Origin of the sequence: Gemmobacter aquatilis (genome assembly GCF_900110025.1) — a bacterium.
Taxonomy (GTDB): domain Bacteria; phylum Pseudomonadota; class Alphaproteobacteria; order Rhodobacterales; family Rhodobacteraceae; genus Gemmobacter; species Gemmobacter aquatilis.
Genome location: NZ_FOCE01000002.1, coordinates 349305 through 364622, shown reverse-complemented (window position 1 = coordinate 364622; position 15318 = coordinate 349305). Strand labels below are relative to the sequence as shown.

Here is a 15318-nt window from a genome sequence, read left to right as displayed (position 1 = left end):
TGCGCGATGCCCTTCGACCCCGCAAGCCTAAAGTATGACGCCAATGGCCTGATTCCTGCCATTGCGCAGGATCATACGACGGGCGAGGTGCTGATGATGGCCTGGATGAACGCCGCGTCGCTGGCCAAAACGCTGGACAGCGGGCAGGTGACCTACTGGTCGCGGTCCCGGCAAAGCTTCTGGGCCAAGGGCGAAAGCTCGGGTCATGTGCAGCGGCTGGTGGAGGCGCGGATTGATTGCGACCGCGATTGCCTGCTGCTGCTGGTGACGCAAGAGGGGCCCGCCTGCCACACCAACCGCCGGTCCTGTTTCTACACCGCGCTGCGCGACGGGGCCGAGGTGGAGATCATGCAACCCATGGCATGAAAAAACCGCGCGGGGTTGCCCCCGCGCGGTTCTGTTTCCGGGCTTTGGAAGATCACTCTTCCGAAGCAGCCGAACCCATTTCGTCGAACAGCTCGGCAATTTCGAACTCGGCAGCAGCTTCGGCTTCGGCAGCCAGCTCCTGGATCGATTTGCCCGAAGCTTGCAGCTCGGCTTCTTCGGTCGAACGCGCCACGTTGAGCGTGATCTTGGCCGAAACTTCCGGGTGCAGCACGATGGTCACGGTGTGCAGGCCCAGATCCTTGATCGGACGGTCCAGCACAACCTGCCCACGGCTCACGGTGAAGCCGCCAGCGGTCGCGGCATCCGCCGCGTCACGGGTGGTCACCGAACCATAAAGCGCGCCCGAATCCGAAGCGGAACGGATCACGACGAAAATCTGACCGTCGAGCTTTTCAGCGACGACAGCAGCTTCTTTCTTCGTTTCCAGGTTCTGGGCTTCCAGCTGGGCTTTCTTGGCTTCGAACGACTTGATGTTGGAGTCGTTCGCGCGCAGCGCCTTGCCTTGCGGCAGCAGGTAGTTGCGGGCGTAACCGTCCTTGACGTTCACGACTTCGCCCATCTGGCCAAGTTTGGCCACGCGCTGAAGAAGGATAACTTGCATGTCAGCTCTCCTTATTTCACGGCATATGGCAGCAGGGCGAGGAAGCGGGCACGCTTGATGGCTTGCGCCAGCTCACGCTGCTTCTTTGCCGAGACGGCGGTGATGCGCGACGGCACGATCTTGCCACGCTCAGAGATGTAGCGCTGCAGAAGACGCACGTCTTTGTAGTCGATCGCCGGTGCATTGTCCCCCGAGAAGGGGCAGACTTTCCGGCGGCGGAAGAAGGGTTTGTTCGCCATGTGTTGGTCCTTTCCTGCTCAGATCAACGACGACGATCGCCGCCGAAGCCACCGCGATCACCGCGGTCGCCGCCGAAGCTGCGCTCACGACGTTCGCCGCCTTCGGGACGGTCACCGCGTTCGCCACGCTCGCGCTCGTCACGCTTCTGCATCTGCACGGACGGGCCTTCAGCGTGGGTGTCAACCTTGATGGTCAGCACGCGCATCACGTCGTCATGCAGGCGCATCAGGCGTTCCATTTCCATGACAGCCGATGCCGGGGCATCGGATTTCAGGAAGGCATAGTGGCCCTTGCGGTTCTTGTTGATCTTGTAGGCCATCGTCTTGACGCCCCAGTACTCGTGTTCGACGACCTTGCCGCCGTTATCCGCGAGAACCGTGGAGAAATGTTCGATGAGACCTTCGGCTTGCGTGTTGGACAGATCCTGACGCGCAATCATGACATGCTCGTAAAGCGGCATGTAAGCTCCGTATCTACGGGGCGCATTTCATAGGGCGGGCCTGTGACCCTTCCGCGGCCCGTCCACGAGAGGCTGCGCCGGTTCATGGGAATGCGGAAGGATGCGGGTGCATACATGCGAAGGGGGGCTGTCGCAAGCGCGAACTGCGCTGGGGCGCAGGCTAGCGGGCATAAAGGCAGATTTCTGCGCCGGTCATCCTGTGACCGCACTCTGCTATCGCATAGCAGCGCGGAAATGCGGCAGAAGGGAACCGAACCGGCGGCTGGCCGTTGGTCTGCGACGAATCACGAAAGGACCGGATATGAAGCGGCTTCTCATCACAACCACGGCGCTGTCGATTGCATTGTCGGGGTTCAGCCCGGCAATGCTCATGGCACAGCAGGTCGGGGCCGACGGAGTATTGATCTGTCCGCCTGAAGGTGGCCCGGGCTGCCCCGAGCCGACCAAGAAAAAGAAGAAAAAACAAGAGGCCGGGCAGGATGGCGGGGCGAATACCGCCACGGATCAGCCGCAGACCGAGAAGAAAAAAAAGAAGAAGCAGGCCGAGGCCGAACAGGTGCCCGCACCCGATGTGCAGCCGGCCCCCAAGCCCAAAAAGCAACCGGCAACCGACCCGCAAGTGCTGCCGCCTGCTCTGGAACAGCCCGATGCCCCGTCGTCGGACGGCGCGACTGGCGGCAAGAAGAAAAAAGCCCAAACCGTAGATGCGCCCGCTGCCGATGCCCCGGTTATCGTGCCTGTTCCCGGGACGCCCGAGGTCTCGCCGGACAACGCGATCCCGGATAACGCGCCTGCGGCAGTGAAGAAAGAGGGTCGCAAGAAAAAGCCGGTCGATCCAAATGTGCTGCCCGAAATCGCCCCCTCGCAAGGTGCTGAAACGCCGGACAGGAAAGCAGTTGTCGCGCTGAGCGACATCATCACCGATGAAGATGCCGAGGCCCGGTCGGCCGAGGGGGATGAGGCGCCGCGCCGGACAAGCAAACCGCGCAAACCGGCTGCCGCCGATATCGACCTGACCGCTGCGGCCCCCTCCGCCAAGGTGACCCAGCGCAAGGTGACCGAGGCCGACATCCGCCGCTCGAAGGACGACTTCAAATCGAAGCCGGTATCCGACAAGGATGCCAAGAAGCATGATGGCGGCTTGTCGGATCTGGAAAAGGCCGGGCTTGTCGTGCTGGGGGCGCTGGTCGTGGGATCGCTGCTCAACAATGGCGATCAGGTCGTGTCCAACACGGGTGATCGGGTGATCGTGGATCGTGGCGATGGCCAATATGCGATCTACAAGGATGACAATGCCCGCCTGTTCCTGCCGGGCAGCGATGTGCGCACCGAAACCTTCCCCGACGGCTCCACCCGCACCACGGTTTACCGCAGCGACGGCACGCAGATCGTGACGATCCGCGATGCCTCGGGCCGGGTGTTGCGCAGCGCGCGCATCAACCTTGACGGCAGCCAGACCCTGCTGATCGACGATCTGAGCGATCGGGTGCAGCCGGTGAACCTGAGCACCCTGCCGCGCCCCGTTCCGGGCAGCCTTGTGGTGTCCACCTCGCAATCGGATGCGGAACTGCGCGCCGAAATGCTGCGGATGCGTGCCGGGCAGGATGGGCGGGCCTACAGCCTTGCGCAGATCCGTGACTATAGCGAAGTGCGCGCCTTGTCGCCGATGATCGACGTGGACAACGTGGTCTTTGCCTCGGGCTCTGCCGCGATCGACCCGAACGAGGCACCGAAGCTGCAGCAGTTGGGCACCTTCATGAAAGGCCTGATCGACCGCAACCCGGCCGAGATGTTCCTGATCGAAGGTCATACCGATGCGGTGGGGGATGCCGCCTATAACCTTGCGCTGTCGGATCGCCGGGCTGAAAGCCTTGCCCTGGCGCTGACCGAATATTTCGGGGTGCCGCCGGAAAACATGGTGGTGCAGGGGTATGGCGAAGGCGAGTTGCTGGTCCCGACGGGGGGCGACGAGCCGCGCAACCGCCGGGCCGTGGTGCGGATGATTTCGCCGCTGATGCAGCAGGTTGCATCAAACTGAGCCGGGTTTGACTCAGATCAAGGTAGCGCGGCCCCGGTCGCGCTACTCAAAACTTGCGAAGGCTACTCCCTGTAAACCTTTGTGTGCGTCTGCACTTTCCTCCCTGATCGTGCGCGCCTTTCAACGCCGGAGAGCCCTGTGCTCTGCGGCGTTTTCTTTTGCGCTGCGCCGTGCTTTGCTGGCCCGGACTTTAGTCGTATGGCAGGGTGATCCCGCCTGCGCCAAGCTGGCCACAAGGGAGGACATCATGGACCTGCGGCACGATCAGATCCCCGAGATCGCGCTGGACTGGCACCGCGCCGGGCGCGGCGCCGTTCTGGCAACCGTGGTGGAAACCTGGGGTTCTGCCCCGCGCCAGCCGGGCAGCCAGTTGGTGATTGATGGGTCCGGGCAGATCATGGGCTCGGTCTCTGGCGGTTGTGTCGAAGGCGCGGTGATCACCGAGGCGCAAGAGGCGCTGGCCGATGGCACCCCCCGGTTGCTGACCTTCGGGGTCAGCGACGAGACCGCCTTCACCGTCGGCCTTGCCTGTGGGGGCACCATCCGTATCTTGCTGGAGCCGGTGGGGGCGGTACTGCCGGAACCCATGCTGGCCGATCTGGTGGTGGCACGGGCGGCCCGCGCGCCGCGCGCCTATCTTGTGAACCTTGAGACCTGGGAGCGGCGACTGACCGCCGGCCCCGGCGATCCTCTGGCCGATGTGATTGCCGCGCGGATGCGGGCCGACCGATCCGGGATGGAGGAGGGTGGCTGGTTCGCAGCCATTCACAACCCCGGCCTGCGGTTGGTGGTGGTTGGGGCGGTTCATATCGCCCAGCCGCTGGTGCAGATGGCGCGCGCCTGTGGCTATGACTGCACGCTGATCGACCCGCGCGAAACCTTCGGTTCCGCGGCGCGCTTTCCCGGCGAAAAGATTCTGGATGACTGGCCGGACGAAGCGCTGGCCGCGCTTGGCCCCGATGCGCGCACCGCTGTCGTGACGCTGACCCATGACCCGAAGCTGGACGACCCGGCAATCTGCGCGGCGCTGGCTTCGGACGTGTTCTATCTTGGCTGTCTCGGTTCCACCCGCACCCATGCCAAACGCTTGGACCGGCTGGCGGCGGCTGGCTTTACCCCGGCGCAGATCGCGCGCATCCATGCGCCGGTCGGGCTGAACATCGGCGCCAAAAGCCCGGCAGAGATTGCCGTGTCGATCATGGCGCAGATCACCCAAGTCTTGCGGCAGGGCTGAGATGCGCTTTGGTCCGGTGCCCATTGCCGAAGCGGAAGGCGCGATCCTCGCCCATCGGGTGGATACCGATGGCGGTCCCTTGGCCAAGGGCAGCCTGCTGGATGCGGCTGCCGTGGCGCAGTTGGCCGGGGCGGGGCTGGCCGAAGTGATCGTGGCCCGGCTGGACCCCGGCGAGATCGGCGAGGATGCCGCCGCCGCACAGCTTGCCGCAGCACTGGCCCCGGATCCCGAGGCGCTTGGTCTGCGGCTGACAGCGGCGGCGACCGGGCGGGTGAACCTCTATGCAGCCGGTCCGGGGCTGTTTCTGCCGGATGCCGGGCGGATCGCGGCGCTGAACCGGGTGCATCCGATGATCACGCTGGCCACCCTGCCACCTTTCGCGCGGGTGGAGCCACGCAGCATGGTCGCCACCGCCAAGATCATCGCCTATGGCGTGCCTGAGGTGGCGCTGACCGAGGCCTGCCGCCATGCGGTGGGGGCGCTGCGCGTGGCGCCGCCCGTTTTGCACAGCGCCACACTGATCGAGACGGCGCTGGCGGGCGAAGACCCTGCGCCCAAAGGCCGCGAGGCGCTGGGGCTGCGCTTGCGGCGGCTGGGGGTTGCGCTGGGGCCGCGCTGCATCGTGCCCCATCGCGCGGCGCCCTTGGCCGAGGCGTTGCGGCAGGCGGAAGGTGAGATCGTCTTCATCCTCACCGCCTCTGCCACCTCGGACCCCGGCGATGTCGGCCCGGCGGCACTGGGCCTGGCCGACGGGCGGCTGATCCGGTTCGGGATGCCGGTCGATCCGGGCAATCTGCTGTTTCTGGGCGACATGCAGGGCCGTCCGGTGATCGGCCTGCCGGGCTGCGCCCGCTCGCCTGCGCTGAACGGCGCGGATTGGGTGCTGGAGCGGGTGATCTGCGGCCAGCGCGTGACGGCAGAAGACATCGCCGCCATGGGGGTTGGCGGGTTGCTGAAGGAAATCCCGACGCGCGGACGCCCGAGGGAAGCCAGCTAAGCGGAGCGCGCGATGCGCGCATCCCTTCTGCCTTGCCCGACCGGCCAGAGGCCGGATCGTCAAGGACGTGCCTCCGGCGGGGTATTTGGGCAAAGAAGAAGGCCGCAGCAAAAAGCCGGGCAAAAGCCCGGCCCTTGCTGGTCCGCATGGAAACAGGCCTTATTTCGGCGCGATCATCATCACCATCTGGCGGCCTTCGAGCTTTGGCATCGACTCGATCTTGCCCACATCGCCGACATCGGCGGCCACGCGGTTCAGCAGTTCGAGCCCCAGATCCTGGTGCGCCATTTCGCGGCCACGGAAGCGCAGGGTGACCTTCACCTTGTCGCCTTCGCCAAGGAATTTCATCACGGCGCGCATCTTCACATCATAGTCATGGTCATCGGTCCCGGGGCGGAACTTGATTTCCTTGATCTCGATGATCTTCTGTTTCTTACGGGCTTCGGCTTCACGTTTCTGCTGTTCGTATTTGAACTTGCCGAAATCCATGATCTTGCAGACCGGAGGTTCCGCATTCGGCGAGATCTCGACAAGATCAAGGCCCGCCTCTTCGGCCATGGCCATGGCGCGCGCGGGGGTCACAACCCCGACGTTTTCGCCATCGGCACCGATCAGGCGGATTTCCGGTGAGCGGATGCGTTCATTCACGCGGGGGCCCGTTTCGCGTTGCGGCGGGGCGTTGTGGGGTCTGCGGGCTATGGCTGTGATCCTTCTGCCATTGACGTGTCGCGCGCAAAATAAGGGTCACGGCCCGGCACTTCAACCAGAATCGGCCAGTTGGGCCTCCTGAGATCGGCATTGATGTGCCAAGGCAGAAATTCCCCCTGCGGCAAAGCGCTTTGCCCCCTTTCAAATCGGCGGCGCAGGTGCCATCTGCAAGGCAACCCCGTGGAGGAAACACGGGAGGAAGGAGACCAGAGATGAACAGCAAGGTCATTATCGGGGCTGTCGTGATCGCAGCAGCGGCAGGCGGCTATTACTATTTCGGCCGCCCGGCAGAGGAGGTGGTCGAGCAGGCCACGACCGAAGCCACCACTGGCGCGCAAGGAGCTGCCGAAACCGCCGGGGACGCTGCATCCGATGCGGCGCAGGCCGCAAGCGATGCGGCCAAGGTGGCGGCGACGGCGGCTGAGGAGGCGGTGAAGGCCACGACCGAAGCGGCGACCGAAGCCGCCAAGACGGCAGCGGATGCCGCGACCGAGGCCGCCACGACTGCAACTGAAGCGGCCACCGATGCTGCCAAGACGGCCGCGGATGCGGCCACCGCAGCGGCAGGTGCCGCAGCGACGGCAGCCTCTGATGCCGCAACCGCAGCAGGCAATAGCGTGGCCGCCGCGACCGAAGCCGCCAAGGACGTGGCCAGCGATGCCGCAGCCGTGCTGGACCCGGCGAATTTTGATCCGGTGCGGGTGACTGCGCTGATTGACGCGTCTTCGCTGGACGACGCGACCAAAACCACGCTGAAAGCGGCGGTGGATGGGGCGGCGAAAAGCCCGGCCTTGGTCGAATCCGCGGTTGCGCAGGTGAAATCGGCGCTGGGGCTCTGATCCCGGCAGATTGACAAAAGGCCGCCTGCTATTATGCAGGCGGCCTTTTCAATTCAGCGCTTTATGCGGCGCTCTTCAGATTCCGTCGCCGACAAAGGCCTTTTCGACCACATATTCCTTCGGCTCGGAATTCGCGCCTTCGCGCAAGCCAAAGCTTTCCAGCACCGCCTTCACATCGACGTTGAACGCGAGGGAGCCGCAGACCATCGCGCGGTCGGTTTCTGGCGTCATCGGCGGCAGACCCAGATCTGCAAACACCTTGCCAGAGGACAGGTTGTCGGTGATGCGGCCCATATGCGCCGAGGCTTCGCGCGTGGTTGTGGGATAGTAAAGCAGCTTGTCCGCCACCATTTCGCCGATCAGCGGATCGTCTTTCAGGCTTTCCACCAGCTCACGCCCGTATTGCAGTTCGGCGTTTTCGCGGCAGGTGTGCATCATCACCACGCGGTCGTATTTCTCGTAGGTTTCCGGGTCGCGCATCAGCGAGGCGAAGGGCGCGATGCCGGTGCCGGTGGCCAGAAACCAGATCGTCTTGCCGGGCAGCAGCGCATCATGCACCAGTGTGCCCACGGGTTTCGGGCGCAGAATGATCTCGTCGCCCACCCCGATATGCTGCAGTTTCGAGGTCAGCGGGCCATCCGGCACCTTGATCGAATAGAACTCCAGCTCCTCATCCCAGGAGGGCGAGGCGATGGAATAGGCGCGCAGCAAGGGTTTGCCGTTTTCGCCCATCAACCCGATCATCACGAATTCGCCCGAGCGGAAGCGCAGCGATTTCGGGCGCGAGACGCGGAAGGAAAACAGCCGGTCCGTCCAGTGTTTCACCGAAAGCACGGTCTGGGCGTCGGGCAGATGGACTTTGGCGGCGTTGGTGTCGGACACGGGTTTTTGCTCGGTCATGGAATATCAATTCCTGAATATGTCAGCCGGAAGGGTGAGGGAAGCCCGGAATCAGGCGCGCAGCCGCGACTGATAGTCATGGGCCTGCCAGTTGGCGCGGAATTTCCACTGATCTTCCGGTTGGCGGGCGGCGAGATCGTCGGAAATCTCGACCGAATCGAATCCGACGCGGCGGGCCATGGCATATTGATCGGCAATCACCGGGCCGAGGGCGCGCAGTTCACCCGTATAGCCCATCATCCGCAACCGGCGCGCGATGGTGAAGGCGCGTCCGTCGCTGAAAGCCGGGAAGGCGACGCGGATCAGCGAAAGCTGCGGCAGCACCGCTTCCAGCGCCGCCGGGTCGTCGGTATGGGCCAGATCGACCGCCGTGCCCGCGCCCAGATCGGCGAGGCCGGGATTCGTGGTATCGGTCCCTTTGGTAAAGCCGGTATCGGTGACGATCACGCTCATGCCGCGTTCTCCTCTGAGATGGGGCCACGCACGGCCTTGCCGTTGATAAAGTGGATGCCGCATTCCACCTTGGACTGGCCGCGCCAGCGACCCGCGCGGGGGTCTTCGCCGGGGGCGACCTTGCTGGTGCAGGGGGCGCAACCGATGGACGGATAGCCTTGCGCCACCAGCGGATGCCGGGGCAGGCGGTTGTTGACGATATAGTCTTCCAGATCCTCGCGGCCCCAATGGGCCAGCGGGTTCACCTTGATGCGGGTCTCGCCCTCGGCCTCGAAGAAATCCACCGTCTCGCGCGTCGCACCCTGATAGCGTTTGCGCCCGGTGATCCAGCCGTCAAACTCTTTCAGCGCGCGTTCCAGCGGCTCCACCTTGCGCACATTGCAGCAGGCATCGGTGCTGAACTGGTGCAGCGTGCCGTCCGGGTCTTCGAATTGCACGCGCGGATTGGCGGCGCGGATGGTGCGGATGTCGCACAGATGCAGCTTTTCCGCCACCTCGCGCTGATAATCCAGCGTTTCCTGAAACAGCATCCGCGTGTCGATGAACAACACAGGGGTTTCCGGTGCGATCACGCTGACCAGATGCAGCAGCACCACCGATTCCGCCCCGAAAGACGACACCAGCGCCACTTTCCCCAGATCGGGGTCTTTCAGCGCCCGTTCCAGCACCGCCGTCGCCCCGTGGTGCCGATAGCGGGCGTTCAGGGCAGCGACCCGTTCGGCAACCGAGCCGTTCGGGCCGAGGCTTGTATCACGCGGCATCCCGTTTCCCTTCGGCCGGATAGAGCGCCGCCTTGAACGGCGCAAGGCCGAGGCGGCGATAGGCTTCGAGGAAGGTTTCCTCGGGGGCCTCGCGGTGTTCCAGATAGGCGGCGATGATCCGCTCAATCGCCGGCACGATTTCGTCATAGGCAAAGCCGGGGCCGGTTTTCTCGCCGATCACCGCGGTTTCGGACCCGTCGCCGCCCAGCGTGATCTGATAATTCTCCACCCCCGCGCGGTCCAGCCCCAGAATGCCGATATGGCCGACATGGTGGTGGCCGCAGGCGTTGATGCAGCCCGAGATCTTGATCTTCAGCGGGCCGATATCATGCTCCAGCTTCAGCTCGTCGAAGCGCGTGGCGATCTGCTGCGCCACAGGGATCGAGCGGGCGGTGGCCAGCGCGCAATAATCCATGCCGGGGCAGGCGATGATGTCCGAGATCAGGCCGACATTGGCGGTGCCCAGCCCCGCCTGCACCAGCGCGGCATGAACGGCAGGCAGGTCGCCCTTGTGGACATGCGGCAGGATGACGTTCTGTTCGTGGCTGATGCGCAGTTGCGAATGGCCGTATTTCTCTGCCAGATCGGCGATCAGGCGCATCTGGTCGGCGCTGGCATCGCCCGGGGTGGCGCCATGGGCCTTCAGGCTGATCGTAACGATGGCGTATTGATCGTTGCGATGGGCGGCAAGGTTGGTATCGGCCCAGGCGCGGAACACCGGGTCGGCCTTGTGGAAGGCGTCATAGGCATCGACCGGCGCATTGCGGAAGGCCGGGGGAGCAAACGCCGCTTCGATCTCGGCCAGAAGCTTCTGGTCATTGCCGCCGAACAGCGGGCGCAGTTCCTCGAACCGCGCCTCGATCTGACGGGTGATTTCTTCCTTGCCGGTCTCGTGCAGGGTGATCTTGATGCGGGCCTTGTACTTGTTGTCGCGCCGGCCCAGCGTGTTGTAGACGCTCAGCACCGCCTCGACGTAAGGCAGCAGATCGGCCTTGGGCAGGAACTCGCGCACCGTCATGCCGACCATCGGCGTGCGGCCAAGGCCACCGCCCACGATCACCTCGAACCCCGGCTCGCCCGCCGCATTGCGCACCATGCGCAGCCCGATGTCATGGGCGCGGGTCACGGCGCGGTCATTCGGGGCGCCGGTGATGGCGATCTTGAACTTGCGCGGCAGGAACTGGAATTCCGGGTGGTCGGTGGACCATTGGCGCAGCAGTTCGGCCACCGGGCGCGGGTCTTCGATCTCGTCCGCCGCAGCCCCGGCGAAATGGTCCGCCGTCACGTTGCGTACGCAATTGCCCGAGGTCTGGATGGCGTGCATCCCCACATCGGCCAGCGCCGACAGGATGGCGGGCACGTCGCTCAGCTTCGGCCAGTTGAACTGGATGTTCTGGCGCGTGGTGAAATGGCCATAGCCCTTGTCATAGGTCTCGGCGATATGGGCCAGTTGGCGCATCTGGTTCGGGTTCAGCGTGCCATACGGGATGGCCACGCGCAGCATGTAGGCGTGCAGTTGCAGATAGAGCCCGTTCATCAGGCGCAGCGGGCGGAATTCGTCTTCCGACAGCGACCCGTCGATGCGGCGGGCCACCTGATGCGAGAATTGCGCCACACGGGCGCGCACGAAGGCTTCGTCGAATTCGGAATAATTGTACATCAGTTCAGCTCCACCTGCTTGCCGTGGGCATAGTTCGAAGGACCGCGGGTGCGGAATACCTCGCGGAAATGTGTGGGTTCGGGGCCGTTCGGGCCCGCCTTGGCATCGGCCAGATAGGCGCCAACAACGACATTGCGCTGCGACATGCCATGCAGCAGACGCAACTGGGCATGGGCCTCGTCGTCCAGCAGTTCGGCCTCGTGATGATGGCGCGACCAGCGGCCATCGGCGGTGAGATACACCACGTCGCCCTCGATCAGCGCATTCGCGGTGACGACTTTTGGGGTGAAGCGGGCCATGGTACTCTCCGGCTGGGGTTTTCTGCGCTGCAATATAGGATATTTTCCCGGATTCTGGCTAGGTGCCCTTGTCGATAAGGACAATCGTTCCGATACTGCGCCGGGATGGAACATGGTTCCCCAAAGGTGGAGATTTGCGGAATGCCGACCCGGCTGGACGAGATGGACCGGAAAATCCTTGCGGAACTGCAGGACGATGCCGAGCAATCCCTGGACGAGATCGCCCGCAAGGTGGGGTCGAGCAAGACGCCTGTGTGGAATCGCATCAAGCGGATGAAAGAGGCCGGGGTGATCCTGCGCACCACCGCTTTGCTGGACCCCGATGCGCTGGGGCTGGAGGCGTGTTTCTTCGTGCTGATCCGCACCTCCGAGCATGAGGCCGACTGGCAGCGCCGCTTCCTGCAAACCCTGCGCGAACGCCCCGAGGTGCTGGAGGCGCATCGGCTGGCGGGCGACATCGATTATATCCTGAAGGTGCGGGTGAAGAACGCGCGGGCCTATGACCAGTTCTATCAGGCGCTGATCGCACAAGTGAAGATCCACAATGTGACGGCGCTGCTGAGTATGGAGGAAATCAAGTCGGTGACGGCGCTGCCCTTGTAGGGCGGTGCAGGGGGGCTTTGCGCCCCCCGGCTCCTGCGGAGCCTCCCCCCGCAGGATATTTTTGAACAGAAAATGAACAGGGCATCGTCTGTTTCATTTTCTGTTCAAAAATATCCCCGGGGGTGAATTGAGCGCGGCACGCGCTCAAGAGGGGGCAGGCAGCCCCCTTCTTCAATCGGCCCGCACCATCAGGCGGGTCAGGCCGTGGAAGTGATAGACATTGCCATAGACGGGCGGCTCGGTCAGGCGCAGCTTCGGCAGGCGGTTGCGCAGGATCGGCAGGGCGGTTTGCAGTTCCAGCCGGGCGAGCGGCGCGCCGACGCAGAAATGCAGGCCCGCGCCGAAGCTGGTATTGGGTTTGATCGGGCGGGCGGGATCGAAGCGGTCAGGCGCATCATAGGCCGCCGGATCGCGGTTCGCCGCGCCCAGCAGCAGCGCGACCTCGGAGCCTTTGGGCAGGGTGGTGCCCATGATCTCCACATCCTCGTAGACATGCCGGGTGAAGATATGCAGCGGCGGGTCATAGCGCAGGATTTCTTCCACCGTGCCTTCGATCCGGTCGGGCGCGAGGGTGCTGGCCGGGGTCGCGGTTTCCAGCAGGGTCTTCACCCCATTGCCGAAACTGTGCACCGTCGCCTCGTGCCCGGCATTCAGCAGCAGGATGCAGGTGGTGATCAGCTCGTCGGTGCTGAGCTTCTCGCCCGCCTCCTCTGCTGCGATCAGGGCGGTGATCAGATCGTCGCGCGGGTCGCGGCGGCGCTGATCGACATAGCCGCGCATGAAACCTACGAAAGCCTCGGTCGCGGCCACGGCGGCGTCTTCGCGGGCGCGGTCGCGGCCCGCCATATACATGCCGACCATGGCATTGGACCAGCGCAGCAGGTCGTCGCCCATGTCTTCCGGCACCCCGAGCAGGCGGGCGATGACGATCACCGGCAGGTGCTGGCCGAAATGGCGCAGCAGGTCAAACTCGCCCGGCGGCAGCCTGTCGATCAGATCGTGGCAAAGCTGCGTGATCTCCGGCGCCAATGCGGCGATGCGGCGCGAGGTGAAGGCGCGCAGCACGAGGCTGCGCAGGCGGGTGTGGCGCGGCGGCTCCAGCTCCAGCATGGAATGGGCTTCGACCGCGTAGAAGGGCGCGAGATGGGCAGGGATCGCGGCCAGCTTTTCGGGGGGCACTTCGCGGCCAAGGCGGCGGTCGCGGAACAGGGCATTCACTGCCGCGTAATTGCCGGTGCTGACCCGGTCACCATAGTCTGCCCAGCGGAAGAACGGCCCGGCAGCACGGGCGCGGGCATAGAACGGGTAGGGGTTTTGCACGAAAGCGGGATCGAGCGGGGATTGCGACAGGGTTTGCATGGGTATCAGGCCGTCACAGGGGCAGGGCGGCTGGACTGGGCGATCAGCACCCCCGCCCCGACGATGAGGGCGCCAAACGCCTGGGTCCAGTTCCACGGATCGCCAAGCGCGAACAGGAACAGCATGACGTAGAACGGCGCCGCGTTCATGTGCAGCGAGGCGACGCCAATGCCAAGATGGCCGACCGCAGCGATCCACAGCATCTGCGTCAGCGACAGGCCCAGCAGCGCAAAGACCGCCAGCGCCAATGCCTCGCGCCCGCCAAGGGCCGCCCAATCGGGGCCGGAGGCGCCGAAGGCGGCTGCGATCAGCACCGCAATGCCGGTGGCAATGGCCGCGCCCGCCAGCGTCAGCGCCGTGCGCCCCACCGGGGTCAGATCGGGCAGGGCGGTGACGGTCAGCCGCGAGCCGAGCGTATAGCACAGGATCGAGCCAAAGGCGCAGAGCGCCCCGAACCCGAGCGAGAACGTGCCCATCGCCTCGGCATAGGCAATCAGCCCGCCTGCCAGCGACAGGCCCACGCCCAGCACCACGGTCAGCGTGATGCGGCGGCCATCCAGCAGACTTTCCAGCGCGATCCCCAGCACCGGCATGGTGGCCGAAATCACCGCCACGGTGACCGGCCCGCTGGCCGCCTGCGCCAGCACCAGCAGGAACCCTGCCAGCCCCAGCATCAGCCCGCCGATCAGGATGCCGCGTATCCACGGCGCGCGCACCACCACTTGCCAGCCGTCCAGCAGGATCCAGACCGGCAGCAGCGCCGCCGCCGCCAGCGCCATCCGCATCGCGGTCAGCGGCAGGGGCGGGATCGGCCCGATCAGATATTCGGCGGCAGGCAGGCCCGAGGCCCAGACCAGCATCGAGGCGAGGCAGAGAAGATTGGCCTTGAGCGGGCTCATGCGGCGGGCACCTGTGACTGAAGTTTCGCGCAAGGTGCCCCGGTCTGGCCCTGGCTGCACGCCCGGAAACGACGCATCCGCGTCGTTCAGGCCTTGGCGAGAGCTGCGACGATCGCGCCGAAATCAGCGGCCTTCAGGCTGGCCCCGCCCACCAGAGCGCCATCCACATGCGGCACGGCAAAGATGTCATCGGCATTGGCGGGTTTGACCGAACCGCCATACAGCAGCCGCATTTCGTTGGCGGGCTGGCCGAACCGCGCGATCAGGCGACCGCGCAGAAAGCGGTGCACCTCGGCGATTTCCTCCAACGTCGGGGTGCGGCCGGTGCCGATGGCCCAGACGGGTTCATAGGCGATGACCAGCGTCGCGGGGGTCGAACCCTCGGGCACCGATCCGGCAAGCTGGCGGCCCACCACATCCAGCGTCTGGCCCGCGTCGCGTTCCGCCTCGGTCTCGCCCAGACAGACCACGGCCACCAACCCGGCAGCCATCGCCGCCTCGGCCTTGGCCAGCACCTCGGCATCGGTTTCGCCATGATCGGCGCGGCGTTCGGAATGGCCAAGGATCACATGGGTCGCCCCGGCATCCAGCAGCATCTCTGCCGAAATATCGCCGGTATGCGCGCCCGAAGGCTTGGCATGGCAATCCTGCCCGCCGACCCGCAGCGCCGTGCCGCGCGCCAGTTCGGCCATGCGCGCCGTCAGGGTGGCAGGCGGGCAGAGCAGCATCTCGCAGGCCGGGGCAGGATGGGCACCCAGCAATGCCTGCACTTCGGTCAGCGCGGCAGCGGTGCCATTCATCTTCCAGTTCCCGGCGGCGAGTTTGCGCATCTGTAATCCTCCCAAAGATTTGCGGAGGTTATGCCACCCCGAAGCGCGCG

General features: G+C 64.9%; 18 protein-coding genes. 6 read left to right on the top strand and 12 right to left on the bottom strand.

The window, feature by feature from the left end:
* Positions 1-6: 6 nt before the first annotated feature.
* Positions 7-366, top strand: a complete 360-nt coding sequence (gene hisI / locus BMX43_RS05580) for a phosphoribosyl-AMP cyclohydrolase (protein WP_091298236.1) — start codon at positions 7-9, stop codon at positions 364-366.
* Positions 367-418: 52 nt separating this feature from the next.
* Here hisI and rplI read toward each other — a convergent pair whose 3' ends face one another.
* The 3 genes from rplI to rpsF are packed head-to-tail and all read right to left on the bottom strand — an operon-like array spanning position 419 to position 1688.
* Positions 419-988 carry a 50S ribosomal protein L9 gene (rplI, locus tag BMX43_RS05575; protein WP_091298233.1) on the bottom strand — a complete coding sequence of 190 codons (570 nt, stop codon included), beginning with the start codon at positions 986-988 and terminating at the stop codon, positions 419-421.
* Between the two features lie 11 nt (positions 989-999).
* Complete coding sequence (gene rpsR / locus BMX43_RS05570) at positions 1000-1227, bottom strand: 30S ribosomal protein S18 (RefSeq protein WP_023666208.1); 228 nt, start codon at positions 1225-1227, stop codon at positions 1000-1002.
* 23 nt (positions 1228-1250) lie between these two features.
* Positions 1251-1688 carry a 30S ribosomal protein S6 gene (gene rpsF / locus BMX43_RS05565; protein WP_091298230.1) on the bottom strand — a complete coding sequence of 146 codons (438 nt, stop codon included), beginning with the start codon at positions 1686-1688 and terminating at the stop codon, positions 1251-1253.
* A gap of 301 nt (positions 1689-1989) precedes the next feature.
* Between rpsF and BMX43_RS05560 the strand changes: the two genes are divergently transcribed.
* The 3 genes from BMX43_RS05560 (at position 1990) to BMX43_RS05550 (ending at position 5957) form a co-directional block, all read left to right on the top strand.
* On the top strand, positions 1990-3726 hold the full coding sequence (locus BMX43_RS05560; protein WP_175482030.1) for an OmpA family protein: 1737 nt from the start codon (positions 1990-1992) through the stop codon (positions 3724-3726).
* Positions 3727-3973: 247 nt separating this feature from the next.
* Entirely contained in the window at positions 3974-4960 is a 987-nt protein-coding gene (locus BMX43_RS05555) for an XdhC family protein (RefSeq protein ID WP_091298221.1), read from the top strand.
* Position 4961: 1 nt separating this feature from the next.
* Positions 4962-5957 carry a molybdopterin-binding protein gene (locus BMX43_RS05550; RefSeq protein ID WP_091298217.1) on the top strand — a complete coding sequence of 332 codons (996 nt, stop codon included), beginning with the start codon at positions 4962-4964 and terminating at the stop codon, positions 5955-5957.
* Between the two features lie 159 nt (positions 5958-6116).
* On the opposite strand, the gene infC is transcribed toward BMX43_RS05550, so the two are convergent.
* A complete protein-coding gene (gene infC, locus BMX43_RS05545) occupies positions 6117-6605 on the bottom strand; it encodes a translation initiation factor IF-3 (protein WP_245749380.1) in 489 nt (162 codons plus the stop codon).
* A gap of 272 nt (positions 6606-6877) precedes the next feature.
* On the opposite strand from infC, the gene BMX43_RS05540 reads away from it, so the two are divergent.
* On the top strand, positions 6878-7504 hold the full coding sequence (locus tag BMX43_RS05540) for a hypothetical protein (protein WP_091298210.1): 627 nt from the start codon (positions 6878-6880) through the stop codon (positions 7502-7504).
* 75 nt (positions 7505-7579) lie between these two features.
* On the opposite strand, the gene BMX43_RS05535 is transcribed toward BMX43_RS05540, so the two are convergent.
* Genes BMX43_RS05535 through BMX43_RS05515 form a run of 5 tightly spaced genes read right to left on the bottom strand, consistent with a single transcriptional unit; the run spans position 7580 to position 11577 of the window.
* A complete protein-coding gene (locus BMX43_RS05535; RefSeq protein WP_091298207.1) occupies positions 7580-8404 on the bottom strand; it encodes a ferredoxin--NADP reductase in 825 nt (274 codons plus the stop codon).
* A 51-nt stretch (positions 8405-8455) separates the two neighbouring features.
* Entirely contained in the window at positions 8456-8857 is a 402-nt protein-coding gene (locus tag BMX43_RS05530) for a DUF934 domain-containing protein (RefSeq protein ID WP_091298203.1), read from the bottom strand.
* Positions 8854-9618, bottom strand: coding sequence for a phosphoadenylyl-sulfate reductase (locus BMX43_RS05525; RefSeq protein WP_091298199.1), 765 nt, complete (start codon positions 9616-9618; stop codon positions 8854-8856). The genes BMX43_RS05530 and BMX43_RS05525 overlap by 4 nt, the downstream gene beginning before the upstream one ends.
* On the bottom strand, positions 9608-11278 hold the full coding sequence (locus BMX43_RS05520; RefSeq protein WP_091298196.1) for a nitrite/sulfite reductase: 1671 nt from the start codon (positions 11276-11278) through the stop codon (positions 9608-9610). The genes BMX43_RS05525 and BMX43_RS05520 overlap by 11 nt, the downstream gene beginning before the upstream one ends.
* A complete protein-coding gene (locus BMX43_RS05515; RefSeq protein WP_091298192.1) occupies positions 11278-11577 on the bottom strand; it encodes a DUF2849 domain-containing protein in 300 nt (99 codons plus the stop codon). The genes BMX43_RS05520 and BMX43_RS05515 overlap by 1 nt, the downstream gene beginning before the upstream one ends.
* A 141-nt stretch (positions 11578-11718) precedes the next feature.
* Between BMX43_RS05515 and BMX43_RS05510 the strand changes: the two genes are divergently transcribed.
* Positions 11719-12180: an Lrp/AsnC family transcriptional regulator gene (locus BMX43_RS05510; protein WP_091298189.1), complete on the top strand. Its 462-nt coding sequence runs from the start codon at positions 11719-11721 to the stop codon at positions 12178-12180.
* A 171-nt stretch (positions 12181-12351) separates the two neighbouring features.
* Here BMX43_RS05510 and BMX43_RS05505 read toward each other — a convergent pair whose 3' ends face one another.
* The 3 genes from BMX43_RS05505 to tpiA all read right to left on the bottom strand — a co-directional run bounded on the left by BMX43_RS05505 (position 12352) and on the right by tpiA (position 15268).
* Complete coding sequence (locus BMX43_RS05505; protein WP_091298185.1) at positions 12352-13539, bottom strand: cytochrome P450; 1188 nt, start codon at positions 13537-13539, stop codon at positions 12352-12354.
* A gap of 5 nt (positions 13540-13544) precedes the next feature.
* Positions 13545-14438 (bottom strand): DMT family transporter, encoded by an 894-nt coding sequence (locus BMX43_RS05500; protein ID WP_091298181.1) that lies wholly within the window; start codon positions 14436-14438, stop codon positions 13545-13547.
* A gap of 86 nt (positions 14439-14524) precedes the next feature.
* Positions 14525-15268, bottom strand: a complete 744-nt coding sequence (tpiA, locus tag BMX43_RS05495; RefSeq protein ID WP_091298177.1) for a triose-phosphate isomerase — start codon at positions 15266-15268, stop codon at positions 14525-14527.
* Between the last annotated feature and the right edge of the window lie 50 nt (positions 15269-15318).